Here is a 25,038-nt window from a genome sequence, read left to right on the forward strand (position 1 = left end):
GAACCCCGCCGTCAGGCGGGGCCGAACCCGGAGCAATGGCTTTGCCTACTTTGTCCGAAAACAAAGTAGGGCGCCGTAAAGGCGCAAGGCGGCATCAAGCCGAACGACTCACTCAGTAACAAACAAGCTCCTCGTCAGGGAGCATATCCGGATTGGCCGGAGAATCTTCGCGAATGAATTCGCTCCTACCGATGTCCATCGCGCAAGACGGTCTCAATCATCGAGAAACAGGCACGCTCCTCCATACGCCTCCTTTAAACCTTTTGCTGATTCTTCACACTGAGCTTCTTAGCCTTTTTCTCCAGCACGACATACACCAGCAAGGCGACCAACAGCGGCAACAAAAAGTAGATGGCCCGATAACCAATCAGCCCGGCCAGCAGACTCCCCTTGGAAAACTGATGAGCCAGCAAGGTAATGAATACGGTTTCCAGTACCCCCAACCCCGCCGGAATATGGGTAATGACACCCGCGATACTGCTGATCAACAACACACCCAGAATCGCCGGATAGAACGCACTGTCCGGCAGCAAGGTGTAAATGACCATCGCCATCAGCGACCAGTTCAAGGCCCCGAGGCAGGCTTGCATCAGTGCCTGCCTGAGTGAAGGCAGGACGATCTCCTGACCGCGCAGGTTCCAGGAGCGGCGCTTTGAAAAACGGCACGCCAGCAGATAGGCAAAGCACAATACCAGCAACCCCACACCGATCAGTTGCAGGGACGTCGTGCCCACTTCCCAGGCCTTGGGCAGTCGTGGATACCCCATCGAGAACACGAAACCCGCCAGCAGCATATAACCCAGCCAGTTGGTAATCAGGCTGAAGCTCAGAATCCGCGTTATGGTCGGCACATCCAGCCCCAGGCGGGAGTACAACCGGTAGCGCAAGGCAATTCCGCCCACCCAGGAGCTCAGGTTGAGATTGAAGGCGTAGCAGACGAACGTCACCGGAATGACCTGCTTGATCGATAATTGATGGCCGGTGTAATAGCGCGCCAGGATGTCAAAGCCGCAATAGGTCAGGTAACTGGCCAGGGCGACCAGCACGGCCATCCCCAGGGTAGCGGCCTTGTAGGACTGCAAGGCATGGCTGACTTCCTGCCAGTCGAGGTTCTTGATCAGCATGAACAGCAACACCGGCACCGCGATGAAGAAGAACAGATTCAGGCCACGCTTGACCCACTTCCAGCGGGTCCCGTGGTCGTTGCTCGATGAAGCCTGGGCCACTTGCGTCATGACGATTGCTCCTGATCCCGTAACGTCTGGCTGGCCTGTTGCTCGATGACCCGCGCCTCAGGCATGACGTCCCCTGCCCTCACGGGTTTGAGGCGCATGCCATGGACCGGAAACAACCCGGCGATGGCCGGAAAATGCCGCAGGAAGTGAAAGCACAGGAATATCATCGGCGCACGCCACCACTGGCCACGGGCCGCACCTTTCAGGCTGATCCGCGTACTGTGGGCGGCCGCCAGATCGCGCAGATGTTCATGCAGATGCTGGTTGAGGGCCGGATCGCGAATGAACAGGTTGGCTTCCAGATTCAGCGCCAGGCTCAACGGGTCCAGGTTGCTGGAGCCGACGGTGGACCATTCGTGATCGATCAGCGCGACCTTGCCGTGCAGCGCCCGCTGTTTGTATTCATGAATCACCACACCATCACGCAGCAGGTAGGTATAGGTCAGCCGTGAACAGACCCGAACGAACGGCATGTCCGGCTGCCCCTGCAAGATCAGCGTAACTTTTACCCCGCGACGGGAGGCATTGCGCAGCTCACGCAGAAAGCGGTAGCTGGGAAAAAAATAGGCGTTGGCGAGGGTGATGCGCTGTGCCGCGGTCCGGATGGCCTTGAGGTAGTGCTCCTCGATATCCGTGGTGTGGTTGCTGTTGTCGCGCTCGGCCAGCAGCATGCGTGCAGGCCCGGCGTGGTCCAGCTTGAGCGGAATCGGCTTCAGGCCGGCACGGACTGCCGGGCTGAGCATGTGCAGGGCACTGCGATGGATATCGGCCAGAATCGGGCCTTGCACCCTGACGGCGTAATCCTGTTTGGCGGACAGCCCGGCATCGGTCATGTGATCGATGCTGTAGTTGATGCCGCCGATGAACCCCACTTCGCCATCGATGACCACGACCTTGCGATGCAGGCGCCGGAACAGGTTGGTGCGCATGCCCATGAAACGTGGACGCGGGTCGAACAGCTGGATCTGGATACCGGCATCGATCAGGGTTTTGACAAATGCCGAACTCAGGTCCGAGGTGCCATAGTCATCCACCGTGACCACCACTCGCGCGCCGTTGCCAGCCGCCTCGATCAGCGCCTGACGCAAGCCTTCTCCGATACGGTCTTCAAAGATGATGAAGGTTTCGAGCAGCACTTCCTTGCGTGCCGCCCGTATGCTCTCGAAGACCCGCGAGAAAAAGTCTTCGCCATTGATCAGCAACTCCACCGAGTTGCCGTCCCGCCACTGCCCACGGAAGTGTCTGGCCTCGTCGTTCATAAAATCACCTCCACCGCCAGCGGTGCATGATCGGAAAGATGGGACCATGGCCGGTTGGACAGCACTTGCGGCCTGTGGCTTCCTGCGTTGCGCACGTAAATCCGGTCCAGCCTCAACAGGGGCCAGCGCGCCGGAAAACTTCTGGCAGGCGCGCCGAAACGCTCGACGAAAACCTCATGCAGCCCCGTACCTTCCAGCAGGGCATCGGCCCTCAGGCGCCAGTCGTTGAAATCACCGGCGACAATCACCGGTGCTCCGGTCGGCAAACGCTCCATCAGGGCCGCCAGTAACCTGAGCTGTTGTCGCCTGTGACTCTCGAGCAGCCCCAGATGCACACAGACCGCATGAACCTGGCCGAAATGCGGGACTTCAAGAATGCAATGCAGTAACCCGCGTTCCTCTGTGCCATGAATCGAAATATCGAGGTTTTCATGCTGAACAATGGGGTACTTGGACAGCAGCGCGTTGCCGTGATCCCCTTCCGGGTACACCGCATTGCGACCATAGGCAAAATCGCTCCACATGCTGTCGGCCAGAAATTCGTACTGCGAAATCGTCGGCCAGCCCTTGACCCGGCTGGCATGGCGCTGATGCTCGCCATGGACTTCCTGCAGAAACACCACATCGGCGGACACACTGCGAACCGCTTCGCGCAACTCCGGCAGGATGAAGCGACGATTGAAAATACCGAAGCCCATATGCATGTTCATGGTCAGTACATTCAACGACAGGCTGGCCGAAACTGGCGTTACATCGCCGACAGGCATGTGGGCACGGGTCAAGACTCACTCCTCGATGCGGTTCAAATCATATGAAGCCTCTTGCTCACACAGGTTCCGTCGCCTGCCGAACGGAATGTCACCCGGCCATTCGTCATCGGCGGTGAACTTCAGGGAGGCGCCTCATTCACAGTCTTGAACCCTCAGGAGAGGTCACGGTAATGGCTCCCAGATTCTGTATCGCCCTGACGGGCTGCCTGTTCTGCGAAATCGCCTGGGGTCAGGCCTGCGATGTGATCACCCGCCCCGCCAGCGAGCAGGTCCCGGTCATTCAGACCCACACCTGCCATGAATACAAAGGCATGCCCGAGGGGGCCATCGACTGGTCCTGTAGCAACGAAGATAAAGGCTCATTGCCCAGCGAAAAACGCAAGGTCACCGCCTGCCCGAGCGGCGCGGTAGCGTCCTGCACGGCAACGCCAACCCAGGAATCCCTGGCCAATGAGCGCTCGACCAGCCGGGAGCCCGGCCAGGACACCTTGAGCATTCCCGAGAATGCCCAGGTGATTACCTGGTACTACGAAGTCAAGGAGCAGGCACAGGCCAGGAACGATTGCGAACGCAGCGGCGGCAGGTTTCGCTACCCCCTCGAACCGCAATGAGTCCTGACAAGGCATGAGGCTTGCTTCAAGGCTTGCGGATTCAAAAATGTGACGAAAAGCAGGCAGCAGAAAATATATACGCAGGATTCCTTCCAGGCTCCTAAGCTATGAATCACCAGACATGTATGAGCATGAAGGGAATCGACAGTGGGTGCACCGTCTTCTGAACGCTATACCTCCAGGGCGCGATGGCTGCATTGGCTCATGGCTGTCCTGATTATTGCGGCCTATGCCCTGATTCTCAGCCGCACTCAATTCAGCAAGGCATCGGAATACCGTGTTCTGGTCGTGCAAAGCCATTTCTGGGTCGGCCTTTTGATACTGGCACTGGCCTTCTTTCGCGTGGCAGAGCGCCGTCGCCACTCTCCGCCTGGCATTACGCCGCCCCTTGAAGGCGTGTTGCGCCTCGCCGCGACCACGACGCACTATGCCCTGTACGCGTTCCTGTTCGTTCAGCCGGTGCTCGGGTTCCTCACCGTGATGATTGAAAAAGGCGCATTGCCCATCCCCCTCACGGAACTGCAGATCCCCTGGCCGTTCGCCACGGACGATCGTTTCGCCGAACGCTTCGAGGACCTGCACAAACTGCTGGCCTCGATCTTCTATTACGTCATCGGGCTGCATGCCGTCGCTGCCATCTGGCACCACTTCGTACGCAAGGACAATACGCTCCGGCGGATGCTGTAAACGACTTCGCCCTGTTTCGCTCCACACGACAGGAGAACGAAACAGGGCGAAGAGCCCGTGCATTCATTTGATACCGGCTGTGTGCAACACCGCGTTCACGACCTGAGCCGCGCCTGCAGAAAAGCACGAATTAACCGATCAGAAATCCAGCTTGACCTTGGCAATCAACTGGCGAGGTTCACCGATGACAATGGCCGGCGACCCCAGACCGCTGCTGGACACGTAATAGTGTTCGTCGAACATGTTCTTCAGGTTCAGTTGCAGGGTCAGGTCGCGGTCCTCGAACTTCATCTTGTAGCTGACGAAGGCGTCGGCCACGATCGAAGACGGCAGGTAATACTCGATACCGGAACCATTGTTCACCCCCCAGCGACTGGCATACCGAGCACCGGTCCCGGCACGCAGATCACCGATGCCCACATGGCCGAAGTCACGGGTCAGGTACAGCGCCGCGGTGTGCTTGGAAACGCCATCGAGCGGCTGGCCCTTGAGGATAGGGTCTTCAAGCACCTTGGTGTCGGTGTAGGCATAGCTGCCGGTCACACTCCAGTTGGCATCGAGCTGGCCGGTGATATCCGCTTCAAGCCCGCGTGAACGCACTTCGCCGGACACTCGGGTGCAGGTCTCGGTGCCGCAGGTTTCGCTGGTCTGCACGTTCTTCTTGTTGATGTTGAACAGCGCAACGGTGGCCGTGATCGCATCGTTCTGGAACTTGGTGCCAATTTCATACGCCTTGCCCTCTTCCGGAGGAAGCTCCTCAAGAATCACCGTGGCGATGGAGGTATTAGGACGGAATGACTCGGTGTAACTGGTGTACAGCGACCAGTCCGGCTGGATCATGTACACCAGCCCGAGCCTTGGCACGACCTTGCTGTCCTTGACGTCAGCCCCCACGACGAAAGGACGGCCCTTGCCGGTCATTTCCTTGAAGGCGTCGTAACGCAGGCCACCTTGCAGAATCCACTTCTCGCCCAAGTGAATCGAATCCTGCACAAAGAGTGCGTGAGTCTGCAAATGATCAGTCTGGTCGCTGTTTGGAGCACTGACCCTGCTGGGCAGCGGCGCATTGCCATATACCGGTGAGTTGTAGTTGAAGACACTCAGCGGGACATCGCGGATCAGATCGCCCAGATCACGCTCGTTCTTCATGTAGTCGGCACCGATCAGCACCTCATGCAGGGTATCGCCCCAATACAGCTTGCCCAGGGTGTTGACGGTAGCCGTGTGGGCGAACTGGACCGCATCGCGGGTTGCATCGCCACGACGGGTCACCACACCGGTGGTGTAGTTGGCCGACATGAAGCGCGACTGGTAATCGTTGTAATAGTTACGGCTGTAGCCATAGCCGGTCCGCAGCGTCCAGGTGTCGTTGAGGCGGTGTTCCATGCGCAGGTCCAGCGCGTCGGAACGGCCGGTGGTGACGTTGAACGGTTCGTCGAGACGACGAGAACGCGGAATATCCAGCACCTTGCCGGTCTGCGGGTTGATCTGGGTGCCCCGGTCGAACGGCACCGAGTATTCCATGTGCTCGTAGGCAATCGAAACCGTGGTGTCATCGCCATACCAGGCCAGGGACGGAGCCACGACGGTCTGGTCGATGCTGCCGAAATTGCGCCAGTAGTCGTAGTTCTGATCATCGACGATCAGGCGATAGGCCAGACCGTTGTCACCCAGGGGGCCGGTCAGGTCGATCTGCTCGCCGCCACCGCCGAAGCTGGTGCCAAAGGCCGAGATGGAGTGGGCCGCGGTCAGTTGTGGCTTCTTGGTGACCACGTTGATGACGCCGCCAGGGTCCTGCACGCCGTACAGCATCGACGCCGGGCCTTTGAGCACTTCGATGCGCTCGGTGGTCGGGGTGAAGTTACGCGCCTGCACCGATTGCATGCCGTCGCGCATGATCGAGTTATCGCGGTTGGTGCCGAAACCACGCTTCTGAATTGCATCCTGGGTGCCGCCCAGCGTGTTGCCCTGCTTGACACCGCTCACCGCATTGATCGCCTCATCCAGGCTGGTCGGTGCCCGGTCCTCGATGACCCGGTTGGTGACCACGTTCACCGATTGCGGTGTTTCCAGAATGGTCGCATCACTGCGAGTTGCCACCGAAGCCCGGCGCGCCTGATAGCTGGTGGCGCTGTGCTCGACGTTCTCGGCTTCTGTGGGCTCGGAGTTGGCATCGATATTCACGGCATTGAGCTGCACCTCTTCAGCCGCGTAGGCAGACGGCAGGCCGCTCAAGGCACAGAGCATTGCCGCCGCCGAGCATAGGCCGAGCATTGAAACAGGGCGCTGAAAGAATGAATAAGACGCCCGTTCCATAGGCAAGACAGCATTTGAGGTGGGTATGCAAAAACCGGCTTGATGCTTTGTCATGGGTAAAACGGGCTCCCGAGTCGTGATGGCGTTCGTCTTGAAACGAATCTGATTCTCACTAACACGTGTGCCGGATGGATTTACCTCACATGACCCTCAGATTTTTTTATCTTGCACTTCAGCGCCTGCAAGAAAGCCGCGGGTATGATCGTCAGCGTTTGCAACCATGAATCAAGGATTTCTCATGCGCACCCGGCTGTTGACTGCTCTGGCCCTGGCCGCTGGCTCCGTTTTCTGCACCCAGGCTCAGGCCAGCGGCGACGATTCCTGCTACCCGAACTGGTCGATACTCAAGGAAAACCTGGACGCCTGCAGCAGCCTGGCCTTCCTCAGCCCAGGCAACGACAGCCGGGTCAATCTGCGCCTGTTACTGGCCGATCAGGGTGCCTTGGCCCTGATGCCCCATCCCCTGAACGACTACGATCGGTCACAGGGCTACGGCCAGGTGCCCTTTGCCCTTTACCGTCTTGGCGCACCGGCCCCTCAAGAAGAGCCATCAGAACAACCGGCCATCGCGGGCAACAGCGCCTTGCAGCCGTTACTGGAAAAACTGGGCATCAAACAATCGGGCACCGAAGCCGCTGGCGAGGCGTTTCTGCAAGGCGAAGGCAGCCGCTGCCGCAGCAACACCCCTGCCAGTGCCAGCGCCTTCATCGGTCAGTTGATCGCCAGCCCGGAGCTGAACGACAACGAACGCCGTTCACTGGCCAATGCCCGTCTGCAACTGCTGACCCTCTGCGGCTGGGATGCCAGCCAACAGGCCAGCATGATCCCCGGCAACATGACGTCCACGACCGGCAAGGCATTCGCCACTTACCTGCGGGCCGCCAGCGACTTCTACAGCGGGCGTTTTGTCGACGCCGCCCAAGGCTTCGCGGCCCTGAGCGAAAACCCGCAGCCCTGGCTCAGGCAGACCGCACTGTACATGAGCGCCCGCACAGCCTTGAACGATGCCCAGCAGAACGCCTTCAACGAATACAGCGAACGCACGCCGGAACAACTGGATAAAACACTGCTGCAAAAGGCTGAAAGCGGTTTCGAGCAGTATCTGAGCCTTTACCCTCAAGGCGATTACGCCGCGTCGGCCCGTGGCCTGCTGCGGCGCGTTCACTGGCTGGCCAATGACGCCGACAAGCTCGCCAGGGACTTCGCCTTTCAACTGACACAGGCCTCAGACGCACAACGCAACGTGTCTCTGGATGAACTGGTCAGCGAAGTGGACAGCAAATTGCTGGCGACCAACCGGCAAACCGTACAAGCGCCCCTGCTGATGGCCATCAATGACCTGATGTGGATGCGTGAAGACTCGACGTCCAGACTGACCGAAGCCCATCTTCAGGCCCAGCAGGCCATCTTCGCCGGGCAACCGGCGCTGTATGAATATTTGCAGGCCGCCTTTGCCCTCTACGTCGAAGACAATCCGGACAAAGCCCTGAAACAGCTGCCAGACGAAGTGCCTGCTGCACTCGATTACCTGGCTTTCAGTCAACAGATGCTGCGTGGTCTGGCACTGCAAGCCCGCCAGGACTGGAAAGCGGCTCAGGCGCTGTGGTTGCAGATGCTGCCGCTGGCCAAGCAGCCGCTACAACGCGAACAACTGGAAATGGCCCTGGCCATGAGTTACGAGCGTGACGAACAGCTGTCCAGAGTCTTTGCGCCCGACTCACCGATCCTGTCCGAACAGGTGCGCTACACCCTGCTCAGGCATGTGGCCGATGCAGACCTGTTGCGCCAGCAGGTCACTCAAGGCTTGAACGTCACTGAACGCAATACGGCGTTGTTCGTACTGCTCTACAAGGATCTGCTGCGCAGCCGCTACGCCGATTTTGCCGAGGACTTCAAACAATTGCCGGCCACACCTGCCGACGAAAAACTGGGTTACAGCCTGGGTTACGTCTACGACAAGGGCCCTGAGCTGGCCCTCTTCCACTGGCAGGGCGACAAGGCCGAATCCGGTTACACCTGCCCGAGCATTGCCCGGACAGCGGCCACTTTGCAGGCTGACAGCAGGAATCCTCAGGGCCTGAACTGCCTGGGCGAGTTCATCCTGCGCAACCATCTGGACGACATGCCACTGGACCGGCGACGTCATGCCGACAGCCTGGGGGGGACTGCACCGGGGTTTGCCGGGGAAGTCTTTTCCAGACTCGAGGGCTATAAACTGATCATCGCCAACCCCAAGGCCGCACGCGACGACAAGGCCTATGCGCTGTTTCGGGCCATCAACTGCTACGCGCCTTCGGGCTATAACAGTTGCGGCGGCAAGGATGTCGAGCCCGCCGTACGCAAGGTCTGGTTCAGACAACTGAAAAATGACCTCTCCGACACCCGTTGGAGCAAGTCGCTGCAGTATTACTGGTAAGGGATGATGGGTGTCTGGCGTTGCCTGCTCCTGCTCTGGCTGCTGGTCCCGGTTCATGCCTGGGCAACGGTGGACGCCGCCAATTACGATGCCTTCTGGCTCTGGGGCGGCGTGACCTCACAGCCGGTGCTGGCTCAGGCCAGCACGCTCTATGTGTTGCAAGGCCAGATCAGCAGCTCACGCCGTGACCCGCAACAGCGCGTCGATTTCATCGCTCAGGGCATGGCCGTGACCCGACTGCCCCATGAACAGCTCTGGGTGGTCTATCGCGCCCATACCCTGCGCTGGCCGGAGCCGGTCTATCGGCAGTTGCTGGGGCAGGTCGAGCGCTGGCGACAGGCAGGCAATACGCTGGTCGGTATCCAGATCGATTTCGATGCCCGCACCCGCTATCTGAATGAATACGTCGACTTCCTGCGCGACCTGCGTCGCCGTCTGCCCGCTCAGTACCGCCTGAGCATCACCGGGCTGATGGACTGGAGCAGCAACGCCGACGCCAGTGCCATCGGCGACCTGAAAGGCGTGGTGGACGAAATCGTGATACAGACCTATCAAGGTCGTCACAGCATCCCCGATTACGCCGCCTATCTGCCGCGCATGAGTCGCCTGGGCCTGCCCTTCAAGGTCGGTCTGATTCAGGGCGGCGAATGGCAAGCACCGGGCTATCTGCAGGACAGCCCTTGGTTTCGAGGGTATGTGGTGTTTCTGCAAAATCGATAGTGCGGCGGGCCGTCGGCCATCCGCAAAAAATGATATCGATCCCGGTCAAAGCCCGCTTCAGGGACTACGCTGAAACATCCATGTCGCCCACCCAAGGCGTCAATCCGTGTCACCTGTCTCCCACGCGGCAGCCCCACAGGAGAACATCATGACCCAGCACCCCAATCTCACCGGCAAAGTGGCACTCGTTCAAGGCGGTTCACGCGGTATCGGTGCCGCCATCGTCAGGCGTCTGGCCAAGGAAGGCGCGGCGGTTGCCTTCACGTACGTCAGCTCCGAAGTCAACGCACTCGACTTGCAGGACAGCCTACGAGCCAATGGCGGCAAGGCACTGGCCATTCGTGCCGACAGCGCCGATGCCGACGCCATCCGGCACGCGGTACAGACCACCGCAGAAACCTTCGGCGGCCTGGACATCCTGGTCAACAATGCCGGCGTACTGGCCGTGGCCCCGCTGAACGAGTTCAAGCTGGAAGACTTCGACCGGATCCTGGCCATCAACGTACGGGGCGTCTTCATCGCCAGCCAGGAAGCCGCACGCCATATGGAGGAAGGCGGCCGTATCATCAACATCGGCAGCACCAATGCCGACCGCATGCCCTTCTCCGGCGGCGCACCTTATGCCATGAGCAAATCGGCACTGGTCGGCCTGACCAAAGGCCTGGCCCGGGACCTCGGCCCGCAGGGCATCACCGTCAACAACGTCCAGCCCGGCCCGGTGGATACCGACATGAACCCGGCCCATGGCGATTTCGCCCAAAGCCTCATCGGCCTCATGGCCATTCCCCGCTACGGCAAGAGCGAAGAAATCGCCAGCTTCGTGGCTTACCTGGCAGGCCCGGAAGCGGGCTATATCACCGGTGCCAGCCTGACCATCGACGGCGGCTTCGGTGCCTGACGCCCTGCCCTTCATCGCTCCCCGGCTTCCCGACAGGGCCGGGACGAGCCCGAAAGCGGCACTTTTTGCTTAAGCACATGAAAATTCTGAAAAAAAGTTTGCGTTCGGAAAACGTTTCGACTACATTAGCGCGCCTCGACAGACACAACAGTCTGAAGAGATACGGTGAGGTGTCCGAGTGGCTTAAGGAGCACGCCTGGAAAGTGTGTATACAAGAAATTGTATCGAGGGTTCGAATCCCTCCTTCACCGCCAAATTGAAATAACACGAAGCCCCTGAGACTCGATGAATCTCAGGGGCTTCGTGGTTTTCGGCATTTGGAAATACCCATGGGACGCGCATGAAAAGAACCGTGCTATTGATACTGGCCCTGCTGACCCATACAGCCGCCCAGGGCGCTGGCGATGCCGAAGCGGGCAAAGCCGTCTTCACCAAACTCTGCTCCGGCTGCCACAAGATCGGCCCCTCGGCCCGCAGTGCGTTCGGCCCGCCCCTCAACGGCATCATCGGCCGCCAGGCCGCACAGCATGAAGACTACAAGTACACACCGGAAATGCAGGCATCCGGCATCGTCTGGACCCGGGAAAAACTCAGCGCCTTTATCCAGGACCCCAGCGAAGTCGTGCCCGGTACCCGCATGAAACTCTGGTGGATGGGCAGCGACCAGCGCATGGAAGACCTGCTGGAGTACCTTGAGGCGAACAAGTAAGCGTTACTTTTCTGTGTCGTAGGGCGGGTAATCGTCACTTGCCCCCTTCTCTCTCGCTGGCGTCTTCGCCGGCTTTACAGGGTCCACTTGCGGGTCTTCGAGATCCGGAGATTCGGGATTGAAATCCAGGTCGTCATCATTCCCTGCCTTTGATTGATCGCCGGTCATGGGCACCTCCTGCCAATTCAGTGGTCGTGACAGTCAGAAACCCGAACGCCCAGAGAGTGCAGTACGACCGACCAGCGGCATCTGCCAGCTAGCCGCTCCTCGCAGCAAATGCTAGCCTTGCGCCACCAACGGAGAAACATCATGAAATGGCCTTCACTGGCGCTGGTGCTGGCAATCGCCGCCCTGAACCTCACAGGTACAGCCTACGGCGAAATATTCAAGTGCACCTCACCCGAAGGCCACGTGAGCTTTGCATCCATCCCTTGCACCGACAGTGCCGCCGACACCTCCGTGCAAAGACAGGGACCGCCCAAGATGCTGCGCCAGGGCGAACCCGTGGACCACGCCCACAAGATCAACCTGAAAGCCACCGAATACCTGAAGGTCAGCGGCCGCGCAAAAGTGACCGTCTACGAGACCGAAAGCTACAAGCAATACCAGAAGGACCGACCACCGCCCCCGACTGCCGTGTCGCAATGCAAGAGCCCGCATTATGACAGCCAGTGTTTTGACCCGTCGGGCGGGATGTCGTCGAAGAAGAGCGGGAAGTAAGGCAAGACAGGCCCGATAAAAAGGGACGCAGGGGTGCGCCCCTTTCCTGAACCGGATCGTTACCGTTTGACCTGCGGAATAATGATCGGAACGTACATAGGCCCTGCTGGCGCAGGCGGTTTTACAACACCGTCACTCTCGACCACTCTAATGCCCTTGCCCTTGAGCGTCTCGAACAGACGCACCGTGGCATCGCCATCGACATCCCCTTCATCAATCATGGCGCTCAAGGCCAACTGACGCAGCTACTCGGTCAACTGAACCTGCTTGTTTTTGACGAACGAATAGAGCGAGCCCGGCTGCCGTCAGGGCGTAAGTAAAGAAGTAATACGGGCCAGTGGTCGATCCAAATGTGGAGGCGATGACCGAACAACGTCCATGCTGGGTGACGGGTGCGCTCAGATCAGGAAAGTCCTTGGCCACCTGAGACGGAAACTGGCTGCGGTCGTAGTAGAGCGTGGCCTTGTCGTAGGAAGTGATGTTGCAGGGTCGCCAGGGCCAGGGGGAACAGGGGTTTCAGTAAGTGCATAGCATGCATTATTCCGGGATAAGAAAATAGTGTGTTTTGATAATAAAGAATCAGGCCAGACCCAAGATCTATAATAAATATTTCTCGCCCCATGGCTCCGATAAAACAGGGGAACTGCCAGAGGCCAAACTGAATTTGACCAAGCAGCCATGACCGCAAACCTGGCCATCAGATGAACCCGCTGCATTCATTGCGCCCCTACCTCAAAAATAGATTAGGCACTGCTACTCCGCTTTCTAAGTCGATATCATAGATCCCACCATCCCATCTATACCCTTGAAGCCGGCCATCAGAATAAAAAATATTAGTATACGGCCCTCCATCCGAGTCAAAATCAGAACTTACCTGCCAAATAACGCTTCCATTTCCATCGATGAGAAATATATTTTTTGCGTCCTCAGTGCGTCCGCGAATACTTTCCTGAGCCAATCGTTCAATCAGCACAACACTTAAAACCTTTGATATTTCAAGAACCTTGGAAGCTTTACTTTTATCAAAATGGTGAATCATTATAAGGGCCTCGGCATGCCAAAACTATTCCCTGGAATTTGATCAAGCAATTGATACTGTACGCCACCTTTACTATTTGCGCCAAACGCTGGTTGAGCAGCCACACGTCCAACCTGCATATTAGTACCTTTAGGCACAACAACGTCTGCAATTTGAGTAGGTACTTTTGGCAGCGCCAAATGTTGTTGAATTTGAAGAGGAGTCATCCCTGCGACCTCCTCAGCTCTAACCAAAAATGCTCCCTGAGGATTCTCTATAGTCGAAACTCGTACAAATTTAGTATCAATACTTACAGTAAAAGTTCTGACTTGGGAGCCTGTATCATAAGGTGGATTCCAGCCTCGCGCGACAAATGGCGCATTCGCCTCATCAGCACTGATCGCTCGCACATTAGTAATCGTATTACTGGGTAAATCGCCCTTGCCCCCTATTGAAGGAAGCGGTGACCTGAACCCATAAAGCCCAGCCAAAGCCGCCGTCACAGCCTGGAGTGACATCACGAGATCATAACGGCTCTCGACCTTATCCCTTGACAACCCACTCTCTTTAACAATTGCTGTTATAGCCGTATCTCTACTGATACTGTCCGTGTCCAATCCTTGTAAAATATCCTTTACACCAGCAAAATCTTCAGGATATATATCCTTATAAAGCAACGAATAACTTACATGATTTCCGTACTGCTCAAGCACCTCTCTAGCCATTGCAACCAAGCGCCCACACTCTGCCCCCCCTTTATTTCCAGCGGTGCATGCTGCTTGAATAGCTGTATCCCTATCTTTATCCAGTTTTTTTGTATCTGCTAGTATTTGTGCCTCTTCAGGTGTAATCGTGCCCTCGCGCTCCTTAATTTCTAAAACTTTCTGAAGCTGGGCCTCCTCAACACTAAGATAATTATTCTCTACCGCATTCTTCGCCGCCAAAGCCCCTGCAATCGCATTGACATCACCACCACCGGTCAGCGCTCCCGCTAGCCCTCCAGCCAATGAAGCCAGAGCCGATACTGTCTGCCGTTCAGCTTCCGTCATCTGTTCTGTGGATGTGCCGGGGTAAAGTTGACGCGCAATCAGCTCCCCCAAACCAACCCCGGCTGCGCCTGACAAGGCAGAGTTACCCTGTGCCTGAGCCACCACGGCAGCCAACAGCACATGCGCCATCAAGTTGGCATTATCATCACCCGCCGTCATTTCCTTGATGTTGTGAGCTAGATAAGGCGCTGCTCCACCAGCCAGCGCACCAACGAAGTTGCCGCTTAACACACCTTGTACCACCGCTACAGCGGCCTGAGTTGCGCGCTGGAAACTACTGCCGGTCCCATAGGTGCGGGAAACCTGCTCATTAATTTCGACTTGCGTTGGCTGATTGTTACCCTTTTCAGCAAGCTCCTGGCGTGCCTGCTTATACTCTTCGCTATTAGGGTCTTTCGCCGCTCGGGCACGCGCATCAGCAATGGTTCTGGAGGCATCCTGAATCAACGTCACGGAACTGCGTACCAAGTCAATACGCTCTGCCATGGACTTGCTGTCAGGCTTGTCGAGTGCTTCGTTAGCATTTGCAGTGTCGCGGTTCAATCCGATCAGGTCACCACTACCTTCAGGATTTCTAACGACAATGACACCCTCACTAACTGCACTGCGAGTAAAACTTTTGTCGGAGTCATTGAGCGCTAATCCGAACAGCATGCCAGGCGCTGCCGCGAACGCACCGCTATAACTGGACGACACACTGCCGCTCACTGCATAGCTATCGATGTCACTGATGTTCTTTATGTCGCGGGTGATAAGCCTGTCAGTACTCAATAAGTTCTTGTCGGCAGATGCCTCACTGGCAATAACAGCACCTTGCAGAATGGTATTTTTACCGACATCAATGGTGTAACCACCCATGCCTGCATAGAGCCCTGCTTGCTGGGAAACAGCCTTGTAATCACTGTTCATTCCACCCAGAGCAATACTTGCAGATGCCGCCGCCGGGACGCCATAGCAAAACGGAGGAATACAGATGCTGGCCCCAACACCACCACTGCTTTGCTTGCTTCTTTGCTCCTCCATGTCCTGAAGCGAGGCGATATCCAGGTTGCCACCGATAGAGGCACGAATACTATCGGCATGGACTTGCGCGCCGGCAAGACGTGTATCCTGACCACTCTGTAATAACAGGGCACCTGTATCCAGTGTGCTATTGACTTGAGTGATTGAACTGCCTGTTCCACGAGCTTTTGCTATTTGTGCCCCCAGGTCGAGGGTAAAACCATTTTGCGCACCGATATTGAAACTGGCGCCGATACTGGTTTTGTTATTTTTGCTGGAGTTCGACCAGTCAGCAGCATTCTGAGCAGCCAGCAAAAGAATATTATTACGCGCGTTCAAATCAGTATTGGCAGCTTTGATAGTGCTACCTATAACCTTAATTGCCCCTTCTGACTCAGGCACTGCACCCGTCGCCGTTACGGCAAGACTTTCCCCCACATTAATCGTGCTTTGCCTGACCGCCTGACTTTCATATGTGCTGGTACTTTTGCTTCGTGTATTAGCCAGTTCTGTACCGATTTTGATCAATGAACCATTACTTGCTGTCTTTTCAGATTTTTCAGGCATTCCCGGCTCAGAACCGGAGGCAGCATCATTGGCAGCAGTATTTAACTGATAAAGAGCCAAGGTAGCCTGCGCCAACTTGACAGCCTTGAGGCGTGGATCGTCGGCCTCTTTTACAGTTTTAGCTGTCTCACGTATGGTATTAATGGTATCAACCACCATACCTCCAATTACACGCCCGACAGCAAGACTACGTGATTTATCAGTACTACTTTGGCTGGCCGTCTCGACTCCTGCTGTGACCGTGACATCAGATGCCTTTAGCAGCATGTTTTTAGTACTGACTAGATCACTGGCAGTAACGGTAAGCACACGTCCAGCAGTCAAATCAACGCTGCCCTCGCTCGACCCGATCATACTTCCTGTTAATGTCCTCTGAGCTGCATTACCGGTATGGCTTTGGCTACTGATGTATAACCGCTGATTGCCAGTAATATCGTTGATACCCAGATTATTGGCCGTTAGTATGCCCGTCAGGTCTCGACCTTTTTGCTTATATAGCTCAGTACGGGTGTAAACATTTTCAGCAGCATTGACCGTCAAATCTCGACCAGCATTAACATCGAGGTCTTTCGTACTCACCAGGGAGGAGCCCGTGACAGTGACATCACGAGTTGAGGCAACCTCAACAGTATTACCGGAAACCACACTTCCTGAAGTGTTGGTCATGGTTTCTGCCAGTTTACTCGTCACACTGCTTGACTTAAGCCCTCCCCAACCCGACTTGCTCTTGCTCCGCTCATGCCTTGAGCTTTCAGAGTCCTCTGCAGCAATGATTTGCACATCATCGACGGCTGTCAGGCTGGCAACACCTTGCTTCGCCGAAATACTACTCCCATGTACAAGCAGGTCCTTACCGGCACCCAATACTGCATCGGTTCCTGCCGTAATTGAGCTAGCTACATGAATGACACTGTTGGTTTCGTCAAGACTGCTTTTCTTGCCTGATGAAGACTTTTTAACCTTGCTGTAGAAGCTGTAGTCTTCGTTGGCGGCAGCTGTTACCTCAAGGTTTTCACCTGCGACCAGATAAGCCTTATCCTCTGCATGGACCTTACTGGAAATAAGCGAAAGATCCTTGGTAGCGCTCAATGCAATACTACCGCCTGCATTCAGCTCAGTCGAAACTTGGCTGATATGGTCTTCCTGCGCCGTAACCTTCTTACTTTTGCTATACGAATGCTGTTCGTTCGTTGCCGACGACAAGGTCAGGTTTTCAGTTGCTGCCATTGCGATGTCACGCTTGGCGTCGACGTTGCTCGCAATAACGCTGATGTCACGCCCCGATTGCGCCGTTAAATCTCGTCCAGCGCTGACGCTGGCTGCTAATTGAGCGATGTTGGACTGGGTATAGCTTGTTCCACGATTTTGTTCCTTTTTCGTTTCTATTGAAGAAATGCCAACATCACGACCGGCAACCAAACTGATGTCACGACCAGCCTGAAGAATACCACCAAGATTATTCACATCACGCCCAGCCTTCACGGCAAGATCGTTTGCAGACTCGATACGAGCAGCGCTATCAGCAAAGTCTTCACGCCAAGTAGCATCACTGAATACGCTTTGGTAACGAGTAACCGTTCGTTCGTTGATCACATCTCCACGTGTTGCTGACAGAGTTACATCACGCCCATACAAGATCCCTCCGGCCTTATTGACCAGATCCTGCCCCGCCAGCAGGTCAAGACGATTTCCGGCCTCGACCAGACCCGCGTTGACCAGATTGTTGCCGGCGGTAGCGGACAGGTTGTTGGTCGCACGCAATGTCCCGACGTTATCGAGGTCTTCACCCGCAATCAGCGTGACATCGTTACCCGCAATCAAAGCACCGGTCGGAGCGAGACGGTTGTTCGCCTGGGCCAGGTACACCACCGGCACCAATACTTTTTCACCATTCACTTCGTGCTCTTCGAGCCACACGATGTCATGGGTCAGCGCTGCAACTTGTTGGGAACTCAGTGAAACGCCGACAGCCAGATTCAATTGTTCCTTGCTGGCGATGGCGTTGTTCATCAGGTATTTGAACTGGTCTTCGTTGGAAGTCTGCCCCGCGAGTAAGGCCTGGCCCGTGCGCGCCACGATGGCTTGCTGAACAAGACGTTGTTCATAGAAGCCATCCCCCAGACGCCTCATGCTCTCGTCCGGGTCATATCCCAGATTAGCCAGCAGGTAGTCCGAACTCATGAACTGGCGCAGGTCGGTCAGAACCGGGTTGGTTTCGATCAGGTATTTATGAGCGCCTGGAGGCGGTGTGCGGCCGGACAGCGTCTGAGGATCAGAGCCGGGAGCGGTCAGTTGCAGATTGCCTGCAAAACCGACAGGCGCAGTGGAATCAAAAGCTGAAGCGTTAGCGCTCAACCCCGAGTTCTGACGGACCACATCAGTCAGTTGGTGAGTTGATATAGAAGCCTGACCTCCCCCCTCAGACGGAGTTTCATCTTGGGTGATAGCAACATTGCTACCGGTCTGAGCACTCAAACGAAACAGGCCATTCTGGCCAGTGGGCAAGCTGAATCCGGGTAGAGTTAGTGGGTTGACCTGTTGCTGAACCAAGTCTGGGGACAGTTGAGGGTGAAGGTTAATGACAGTTGCAATGGACGCATCAGGTATTGTTGTTTCAAATGACACACCATTTGGTTCAGAAACAAGCTGCCCACCACGAACAACACTATTTGTCAGATTTTGTGCAGCATTTATATTGACGCTACCACCTGCCTGAACAATAGAGCTTCCACTTGCTGCAACTCCTGGCTCCGTGACCACTCTAGTTTCAAAAAACGAAGCACCTGCCACTTCCCCTGGCAACGCCGAAAGTGCAGAAGGACTGTAGGATGGAGGAGGCGAGATTGATGCAACCGTACTAGGACTAAAAAAAGTCGAATACCGCTTCCACCCAACAATAAACTTTGTATCTCTTTGCGCGGTGCCACCTGCGACCGTCCTTAAAAATATACGGGATTCATTCCATGCCCCATCCCAATAGCGAATACTACCAAAAGCCCCCCCGCGAGTTACAGAATATGCATACTCCGGATCGTTTGTAGCATTATACTTCATTACCGAGCGCCAAAAACTCGATATATACTTATCTTCATTAAGATGTGGAAGCTCAAAAGACTTGAGTACAGAGTAATTACCTAAGTCCGCACCGGAATTAGTAAAGCTTACCAAATCAGCATTCAAGTTTCCTCTTACAGACACAATAGACGCAGAGTTTAAAAAGCCAGCACCAACAATATCCAGATTACCACCTGACGATATACTAGATGAAGGAGAGTCCGTCTCCAGCGTAGACTTATAGTTCTCAAACAAAACCATATGCCCAGATTCACTACCTGTCTCCCTCATCCCTATAGAGCTTGACACAAGCTCGGAGGAAACTTTAAAAAACTCTTTTCTATTTTCTGTAGAAGCGACATTCAGCCGCATATCCCCAACACTTTCCAAGGTTCCCGATATATTCCCCAAAGAGTCCATCCACCCTCCGGACTCATCCTTGGCTACATATAGATCTCCAACGCTATAAACATCTCCATTTTTATTAACAAGCTCCCCCCCAAGAAGAGCCATATCCGCACCGCTAAATATCACTCCTCGCTCATTGAGCATTATGCCAAACTTTAAAACCAATCCACCATTACTAGCCAAGGTCCCGTAATTATTCAGCTTATCAGCTATAACTGTCAGTTTCTCAGACGATCTTACTTGCCCTAGATTAGCCAACACGCCGCTAATATTGACCGTACTGACACCTCCTCCAATTAGTTCTCCCTCACTGGTCAAATTCAGTTGCATAGCGCCAAGATCAAAGGAACTTCGGCTGCTCGCCCGCCCACTCCCCGAATAAGCGCCCCCCAAGGTCAGACTCAGCGCACCATCACTGCCAATCACCCCATCATTCGCCCACGTTCCTCCCGTCCCCACAAACCCCGTCGAGGCCAGCAGCTGCCCGCTGGCGGTCTGGTTGAAGGTCCCGACATTCACGGTCAACCGCCCGGCCTGAATCACGCCGGTGTTGGTCCAGTTATCCGCTGTCAGGGTCAGGTCGCCGCCAGTCGCGACTGTGCCACTGGCTTGCATCAGGTTGGCGGTCGAGATGTCGAAGGTGCCTTTGCCGGCGTGCAGCAGGCTGCCTTTGGCGTTGAGGAAGCTGGCTGCGTTGAGGATCAGGTTGCTGTTGGCGACTTCCACCGTGCCGTTGCGGTTGTCGAAGAGCGTGCCGATCTGGAAGTCCGCTGCATCGCTGGTACCGAGCGAGCGGATCTGGCCGGTCTGGTTGTCGAGGCTGGCGGCCTTGATGGACAGGGTGCTGTCACTTTCGATGATGCCCAGGCGGTTGTTCAGCGCACCGCTGAGCTGGAGATCCACCTGATTGCCAGCAATCTGGCCGTCGTTGTCGCCGCTGTTGTCGAAGTCGTCACCGATGACCCGCACCAGGCCCTTGGCATACAGACCGCCATTGCGGTTGTCGAAGTTGGCGGTGGTGACCAGTGCATTGCCGGTGCTGGCCGAGACGCGGCCGCCGTAGTTGTCGAAACCGCCCAGGGCGGTCAGGTTGAGACGCTGCGCCTGAATGACGCCACCCTGGCGATTGTTGTCGAGGTCGTAGCCGTTTTTCAGGACGCCGGTGATCTTCGCGGTAAACAGGCCCTTGAGGCTGGACAGTACCCCGCCGCGGCTGTCGAGGCTGTTGCCCTCCACATACAGGTCACCGTTCTGGGTAATCAGGCTGCCACTCTGGTTGTCGATGTCGCCGGTGACATCAACGCTCAGAGCCGTCTGGCCTTGCAGAGTGCCACGGGCGTTGGAGAGGCTTGCGGCTTCAAGTTGCACATCGGCGTTCTGGCTGTAGATCAGGCCATCGGCATCATTCAGGGCCTTGTCTGTGGCGGTGATCAGCAGTGTGCCGTTGGAGGCGACGGTGCCACGATTGCTGTTGTCCAGGGTGCCGGTGTTCAGGGTCATCAGGCTCTGGCTGATGAGTTGCCCGCCCTGGTTATGAAGGGCGCTGCTGCGCTTGAGCAGCAAGGCATCGCCACTGGCGAGCTTGCCGCCGGTGTTGGTCAGGGTGCCGAGCAGGTCGAGGGTCGTCTTGCCCTTGCTGGTGATCGTGCCTGCGCTGTTGTCGAGGCTGTCGGTGTCGATCACCAGGTCTGCGCCACTGTCGATCAGGCCGTTCTGGCCGTTGTTCAGCAGCCCGGTGACAGTCAGGTTCAGGGACTGATCGAGCGCACTGGAGAGGATGCCGCCGCTGTTATCGAGGTTGTCGGCCGTCACGGTCAGGGCCTTCTGGCTGACCAGCGCACCAGCATCGCTGTTGAGCAGGTCACCGCTCAATGTCACCTCGACGGAGCCGTAACGACTGGACAAGGTGCCGCTGTTGCGGTTGTCCAGAGACACGCCCGTCACCCCCAGCCCCTGCCAGCCGGACACCAGGCCGTTCTGGTTGATCAGGCTGTCGACCGCCAGGGTCAGCTGGTTGCTGCTGATCAGCTTGCCGCCGCTGTTGTCGAGGGTGCGGGCGGCCAGCGTGAAGCTTTGCTCACTCGAGATTTCACCGCCCTGATTGTTCACGTCCCGCACGCGGGCAAAGGTCAGATTCTTGGCGGTGAGCAGGCCGGCACGGCTGTTCAGGTCGCCGCCGTTCAGGTCGACACTCAATCCGGCCTCACCGATCAGGCGTCCGGCATTGAGCGACAGGGCATCGAGCACCAGGGTCATGTTGCCCAGTGCGGACACTTCGCCGCCGGTGCTGGCGTCCAGGCTATCGGCGGTGATGGTCAGGGTGCCGTTGCTGTTGATCAGGCCTTTGGTCGTGTTGTCGAGGGCCGCCGCATTGAGGGTCAAGGCGGTGCTGCCCAGCAACTGTCCAGCGCGGTTATTCAGGTCCGCCGAGGTGACCTTCAGCGCCTGGGCGGCGTTGATCAGGCCTTTGTCACGGTTGGTGAGCAGCCCGGTGGTGGTCAGTTCCAGGTCGTTGCGGCTGGTCAGCGTACCGCCGGTGTTGTCCAGCGTAGCGGCCGTGGCGTCGATACCCGCCGCCGCGATCATGCCCTTGACGTTGTTCAGGGCCTGAGCGATGCGCAAGGTCAGGGACTGGTTGCCGAGCAGCTTGCCTTCGCTGTTGTCGAGGCTCGTCGCGGCCAGGGTAAAGGCCTGGGCGCTGGAGATTTCACCGCCCTGGTTGAGCACGGCACCGAGGTTTTTCAGCAGCAGTGCGCCCGGGCTATTGATCAGCCCGTTCTGGTTGTTCAGTTCCCCGTGATTCAGGTCCAGAGTCAGGCTGGTGTTGCTGAACAGCTCGCCGCCCTGCTGATCCAGACCTGTGACGCTGGCATTGAGCGCCAGCGCACTGGCAATACGACCTGCGCTCTGGTTGATCACCTTGCCGGCCACCAATTCCAGCGTGCTGCCGGAGGTCAACTGTCCGCCCTGGCTGTTATTGAAATCACCGGTCGTGACTTGCGTAGCGCCCTTGCCGGACAACTTGCCTGCCTGCCGGTTGTCCAGACTGGCGCTGATGACGGTCAGGCCCTCGTCGGTGGCAATGGAGCCTGCCTGATTGACCAGTGCCCCGTCGGTCGTGACTTTCAAGGCCTTGGCGCTGGAAAGGCTGCCAGCGGCGTTGCCCAGTGTGTCCGCCTTGACCGTCAGTTTTCCTTCACTGCTGATCTGGCCTGCGCTGTTGTTCAGGGCACCGGTCAGGGTGAGCGTCTGGTCTTGCTGGCTCGACAGGGTGCCGCCGGTGTTATCCAGTTGCTGGCCGGTCAGGCTCAGGGTCTGACCGAACAACAGCCCCTTGTTTTCGTTGATCACCCGCTCGACGACCAACTGCAAGGCCGTCCCGGCCAGCACCTTGCCGCCGTCACGGTTGTCGAGGGCCTCACCGATGATTTCCACACCCGCCTGGCTGGAGATTTCACCGGCGCGGTTGTCGATGTCGGCCACTTCGAGTTTCAGCGCTTTTGTGGCCCCCACCAGACCACCGGCCTGATTGTCCAGCGTCTTGCCGATGAGGGTCAGAGCGCCCTCGACCACCAGCTCGCCGCCTTGCTGGCTCAGGTTGTCGAGGGTCGCGCTCAGTTCGGTCTGGCTGGCAATACGGCCCTTGGCGTTGAGCACCTTATCGGCCTGCAGTTGCATCAGGCCCGCCGCATTGAACTCACCGCTCCGGTTGTCCAGTTGCTGGCCAGTGAATTTCACCCCGGCCTTGCCGATGATGGCGCCTTTCTGAGCCTCCGTCAGACCGATCTGGCTGTTATCGAGCGAGCCGATGAACAGGTTCATCTGCTTGTCGGCACGCAAGACGCCGCCCCGGTTATCCGCACTGTCGCTGTTCACGGTCAACGTGCCTTGCGTAACCACCCGACCGCCACGGTTATCCAGCGTGGCTGCCGTCAGCTGTGTACTGGACTGCCCGCTCAGGGTCGCCCCCCGGTTGTCCAGCGTCTCGGTGACGGTGGCCTGCAACGCACGACTGGCGACGATGGTGCTGGTATTGGTCAGGTTGGCGGCCGAGAGCACGACATCGCCGTCCGCATTGCGGCTGTTATCGGCATTGATCCCCGCTTCGATGACCGCCTTGTTGGTGAGCTGCCCACCGCTGGACAGGTTGACGCTATCCCGTGCAGCCACGCTCTGCTGAACCGTGAGGTCACCTTGCGTTGCGATCGTCAGGGATGACCCGGCATACAGCGGGCCGCTCATCTCGACACTGGCCGCCTTGACGTCAACGGCACCGCTGGCCACGGCCTGCACCATGCTCAGATGGCCATTGGCATCGATCTGGATATCACCGGCACTGGCGGCCACATTGCTCGCCAGCCTCACCCCGACCCCGGCCTCGGTACCCACCAGTTTCACTGCACCGGCGTACATCCCGCCCAGGGCCGAGCTGTCGATGGCCAGGGTTGGTTTGACACTGCCATCATCAGCCAGCGCCGTGGCGTCCAGGGTCTGGGCATCGACGTTATTGCGGCCCGCGATGATGTTGAGCTTTTTCGCGTGCAGTTCGGCGTTGACTTTGGCGCTGCGGGTGATGATGTCGAACTGGTCGAGGTTGGTGGCATTGAGGCCCGCACCTTCGAGGCTGACGTCCCCGCCCTGGACCTCGTAGCGCGTGATCTGCCCCTGATCCAGAACCGGCTTGCCGGTGGTCAGGGTCGCCTGTGGCGTGTTAATGAAACCGCAACCGTCGCAGGTGATGCCGTACGGGTTGGCAATGATGACCTTGGCCGAGGAACCCGCCACTTCGGTGTAGCCCTTGAGCTGGGTGCGGTTGTTGCTGACCACCTCGTTGAGAATGGTGCTTGCCGCCTGACCTTGCAGGTTGCTGTTGCCGATGATGATCCCGCCCAGCTGGGTGCTCTGGGTCTGGGCCGTAGCGTTGTTGAGGATCACCCCCTGGCTGCCGACGTTGTACTGCTGGTACTGGTTGTGCGACAGCCCGTTGGCATTGGGCGCGGCAATGTTGACGATCGGCACCCCGTTGCCCGCCGCCCCGAGGCTGGTGCTGCCCCCGCTCACCACGATCCCGTCGGCCTGCGCCCACATCGGCTGCCAGAACATCGCATTGGCCAGGATCAGCGCAATACCGCGCTTGGGCATCCCCCAGAAACGCTCACGCGGTTGCAGGCTGGCCGAGGGTTGACGGGCCAGAAAAGCGAAGTGCTTGACGTCCATGCGGGGGGTTCCTGCGGGGGATCAGAAAAAGGGCAAAAGGTCTGGGTAACTCAGAAGAACCGTTTGAGGCAGCAATACATCAGCGCCTCGCACCCGCTCAGGGCAGCGGGCAGTTCCAGCGACGGAACGAAGAAAAGAGGAAGGATCGCGAACAGGCCGGGTACAGCTTTTTCGAGGGAGAGCAATACACGACGCATCCTTGCAATATCACATAGCCATCATGAAGGCCGCGATTTTAGACCGCCATTTTCACGTCGTCAATTTTCTGTATCTACCGCGTATCGGATTTGTTACAGCAAGGGATTCCACCTGCTGACCCCCATTCATTGACGTGACAGACCACTCTCAATCACCGACATACCCAGCAGCCGTCATCACAAAA

15 protein-coding genes and 1 tRNA gene are annotated in these 25,038 nt (G+C 57.2%); 8 read left to right on the forward strand and 8 right to left on the reverse strand.

From position 1 onward, the window contains the following. Positions 1–254: 254 nt before the first annotated feature. The 3 genes from ACIPY9_RS21095 to ACIPY9_RS21105 are packed head-to-tail and all read right to left on the reverse strand — an operon-like array spanning position 255 to position 3,276. Positions 255–1,235: a lysylphosphatidylglycerol synthase domain-containing protein gene (locus ACIPY9_RS21095; protein ID WP_400705966.1), complete on the reverse strand. Its 981-nt coding sequence runs from the start codon at positions 1,233–1,235 to the stop codon at positions 255–257. Next, entirely contained in the window at positions 1,232–2,494 is a 1,263-nt protein-coding gene (clsB, locus tag ACIPY9_RS21100) for a cardiolipin synthase ClsB (RefSeq protein WP_400705969.1), read from the reverse strand. The genes ACIPY9_RS21095 and clsB overlap by 4 nt, the downstream gene beginning before the upstream one ends. Continuing rightward, entirely contained in the window at positions 2,491–3,276 is a 786-nt protein-coding gene (locus ACIPY9_RS21105) for an endonuclease/exonuclease/phosphatase family protein (RefSeq protein WP_400705972.1), read from the reverse strand. Before ACIPY9_RS21105 ends, clsB begins: the two co-directional genes overlap by 4 nt. Positions 3,277–3,434: 158 nt before the next feature. Between ACIPY9_RS21105 and ACIPY9_RS21110 the strand changes: the two genes are divergently transcribed. Both ACIPY9_RS21110 and ACIPY9_RS21115 read left to right on the forward strand, forming a co-directional pair. After that, positions 3,435–3,875, forward strand: coding sequence for a hypothetical protein (locus ACIPY9_RS21110; RefSeq protein WP_400705975.1), 441 nt, complete (start codon positions 3,435–3,437; stop codon positions 3,873–3,875). Positions 3,876–4,022: 147 nt separating this feature from the next. Next, a complete protein-coding gene (locus ACIPY9_RS21115; protein WP_400705978.1) occupies positions 4,023–4,562 on the forward strand; it encodes a cytochrome b in 540 nt (179 codons plus the stop codon). A gap of 138 nt (positions 4,563–4,700) precedes the next feature. On the opposite strand, the gene ACIPY9_RS21120 is transcribed toward ACIPY9_RS21115, so the two are convergent. Continuing rightward, the gene (locus ACIPY9_RS21120; RefSeq protein ID WP_400705981.1) at positions 4,701–6,836 is read right to left on the reverse strand and encodes a TonB-dependent siderophore receptor; all 2,136 of its coding nucleotides are present in this window, start codon (positions 6,834–6,836) and stop codon (positions 4,701–4,703) included. A 280-nt stretch (positions 6,837–7,116) separates the two neighbouring features. On the opposite strand from ACIPY9_RS21120, the gene ACIPY9_RS21125 reads away from it, so the two are divergent. The 5 genes from ACIPY9_RS21125 to ACIPY9_RS21145 all read left to right on the forward strand — a co-directional run bounded on the left by ACIPY9_RS21125 (position 7,117) and on the right by ACIPY9_RS21145 (position 11,621). Beyond that, complete coding sequence (locus ACIPY9_RS21125) at positions 7,117–9,294, forward strand: outer membrane assembly lipoprotein YfiO (RefSeq protein WP_400705984.1); 2,178 nt, start codon at positions 7,117–7,119, stop codon at positions 9,292–9,294. 3 nt (positions 9,295–9,297) lie between these two features. Further along, positions 9,298–10,014 carry a DUF3142 domain-containing protein gene (locus tag ACIPY9_RS21130; protein WP_400705987.1) on the forward strand — a complete coding sequence of 239 codons (717 nt, stop codon included), beginning with the start codon at positions 9,298–9,300 and terminating at the stop codon, positions 10,012–10,014. Between the two features lie 148 nt (positions 10,015–10,162). Next, positions 10,163–10,912: a 3-oxoacyl-ACP reductase family protein gene (locus tag ACIPY9_RS21135; protein ID WP_400705990.1), complete on the forward strand. Its 750-nt coding sequence runs from the start codon at positions 10,163–10,165 to the stop codon at positions 10,910–10,912. Positions 10,913–11,076: 164 nt separating this feature from the next. Next, positions 11,077–11,166, forward strand: a tRNA-Ser gene (locus ACIPY9_RS21140). Positions 11,167–11,252: 86 nt separating this feature from the next. Beyond that, a complete protein-coding gene (locus ACIPY9_RS21145; protein WP_400705993.1) occupies positions 11,253–11,621 on the forward strand; it encodes a c-type cytochrome in 369 nt (122 codons plus the stop codon). 3 nt (positions 11,622–11,624) lie between these two features. On the opposite strand, the gene ACIPY9_RS21150 is transcribed toward ACIPY9_RS21145, so the two are convergent. After that, positions 11,625–11,789: a DUF6021 family protein gene (locus ACIPY9_RS21150; RefSeq protein WP_400705996.1), complete on the reverse strand. Its 165-nt coding sequence runs from the start codon at positions 11,787–11,789 to the stop codon at positions 11,625–11,627. 141 nt (positions 11,790–11,930) lie between these two features. Between ACIPY9_RS21150 and ACIPY9_RS21155 the strand changes: the two genes are divergently transcribed. After that, positions 11,931–12,341, forward strand: coding sequence for a DUF4124 domain-containing protein (locus tag ACIPY9_RS21155; RefSeq protein WP_400705999.1), 411 nt, complete (start codon positions 11,931–11,933; stop codon positions 12,339–12,341). 59 nt (positions 12,342–12,400) lie between these two features. On the opposite strand, the gene ACIPY9_RS21160 is transcribed toward ACIPY9_RS21155, so the two are convergent. The 3 genes from ACIPY9_RS21160 to ACIPY9_RS21170 all read right to left on the reverse strand — a co-directional run bounded on the left by ACIPY9_RS21160 (position 12,401) and on the right by ACIPY9_RS21170 (position 24,656). Beyond that, positions 12,401–12,562, reverse strand: coding sequence for a hypothetical protein (locus ACIPY9_RS21160; protein ID WP_400706002.1), 162 nt, complete (start codon positions 12,560–12,562; stop codon positions 12,401–12,403). A gap of 506 nt (positions 12,563–13,068) precedes the next feature. Further along, positions 13,069–13,380, reverse strand: a complete 312-nt coding sequence (locus ACIPY9_RS21165) for a hypothetical protein (RefSeq protein WP_400706005.1) — start codon at positions 13,378–13,380, stop codon at positions 13,069–13,071. After that, positions 13,380–24,656 carry a hemagglutinin repeat-containing protein gene (locus ACIPY9_RS21170; protein WP_400706008.1) on the reverse strand — a complete coding sequence of 3,759 codons (11,277 nt, stop codon included), beginning with the start codon at positions 24,654–24,656 and terminating at the stop codon, positions 13,380–13,382. Before ACIPY9_RS21170 ends, ACIPY9_RS21165 begins: the two co-directional genes overlap by 1 nt. Positions 24,657–25,038: the final 382 nt, after the last annotated feature.

The organism is Pseudomonas sp. NPDC089734, from assembly GCF_044748865.1.
Lineage (GTDB): Bacteria > Pseudomonadota > Gammaproteobacteria > Pseudomonadales > Pseudomonadaceae > Aquipseudomonas.

Coding starts and splice junctions, on each gene's coding strand:
- ACIPY9_RS21130 (WP_400705987.1), top strand. CDS start 9,298: ATGATGGGTGTCTGGCGTTGCCTGCTCCTGCTCTGGCTGCTGGTCCCG.
- ACIPY9_RS21145 (WP_400705993.1), top strand. CDS start 11,253: ATGAAAAGAACCGTGCTATTGATACTGGCCCTGCTGACCCATACAGCC.
- ACIPY9_RS21110 (WP_400705975.1), top strand. CDS start 3,435: ATGGCTCCCAGATTCTGTATCGCCCTGACGGGCTGCCTGTTCTGCGAA.
- ACIPY9_RS21165 (WP_400706005.1), bottom strand. CDS start 13,380: ATGATTCACCATTTTGATAAAAGTAAAGCTTCCAAGGTTCTTGAAATA.
- ACIPY9_RS21150 (WP_400705996.1), bottom strand. CDS start 11,789: ATGACCGGCGATCAATCAAAGGCAGGGAATGATGACGACCTGGATTTC.
- ACIPY9_RS21155 (WP_400705999.1), top strand. CDS start 11,931: ATGAAATGGCCTTCACTGGCGCTGGTGCTGGCAATCGCCGCCCTGAAC.
- ACIPY9_RS21095 (WP_400705966.1), bottom strand. CDS start 1,235: ATGACGCAAGTGGCCCAGGCTTCATCGAGCAACGACCACGGGACCCGC.
- ACIPY9_RS21135 (WP_400705990.1), top strand. CDS start 10,163: ATGACCCAGCACCCCAATCTCACCGGCAAAGTGGCACTCGTTCAAGGC.
- clsB (WP_400705969.1), bottom strand. CDS start 2,494: ATGAACGACGAGGCCAGACACTTCCGTGGGCAGTGGCGGGACGGCAAC.
- ACIPY9_RS21170 (WP_400706008.1), bottom strand. CDS start 24,656: ATGGACGTCAAGCACTTCGCTTTTCTGGCCCGTCAACCCTCGGCCAGC.
- ACIPY9_RS21120 (WP_400705981.1), bottom strand. CDS start 6,836: ATGCTCGGCCTATGCTCGGCGGCGGCAATGCTCTGTGCCTTGAGCGGC.
- ACIPY9_RS21160 (WP_400706002.1), bottom strand. CDS start 12,562: ATGATTGATGAAGGGGATGTCGATGGCGATGCCACGGTGCGTCTGTTC.
- ACIPY9_RS21125 (WP_400705984.1), top strand. CDS start 7,117: ATGCGCACCCGGCTGTTGACTGCTCTGGCCCTGGCCGCTGGCTCCGTT.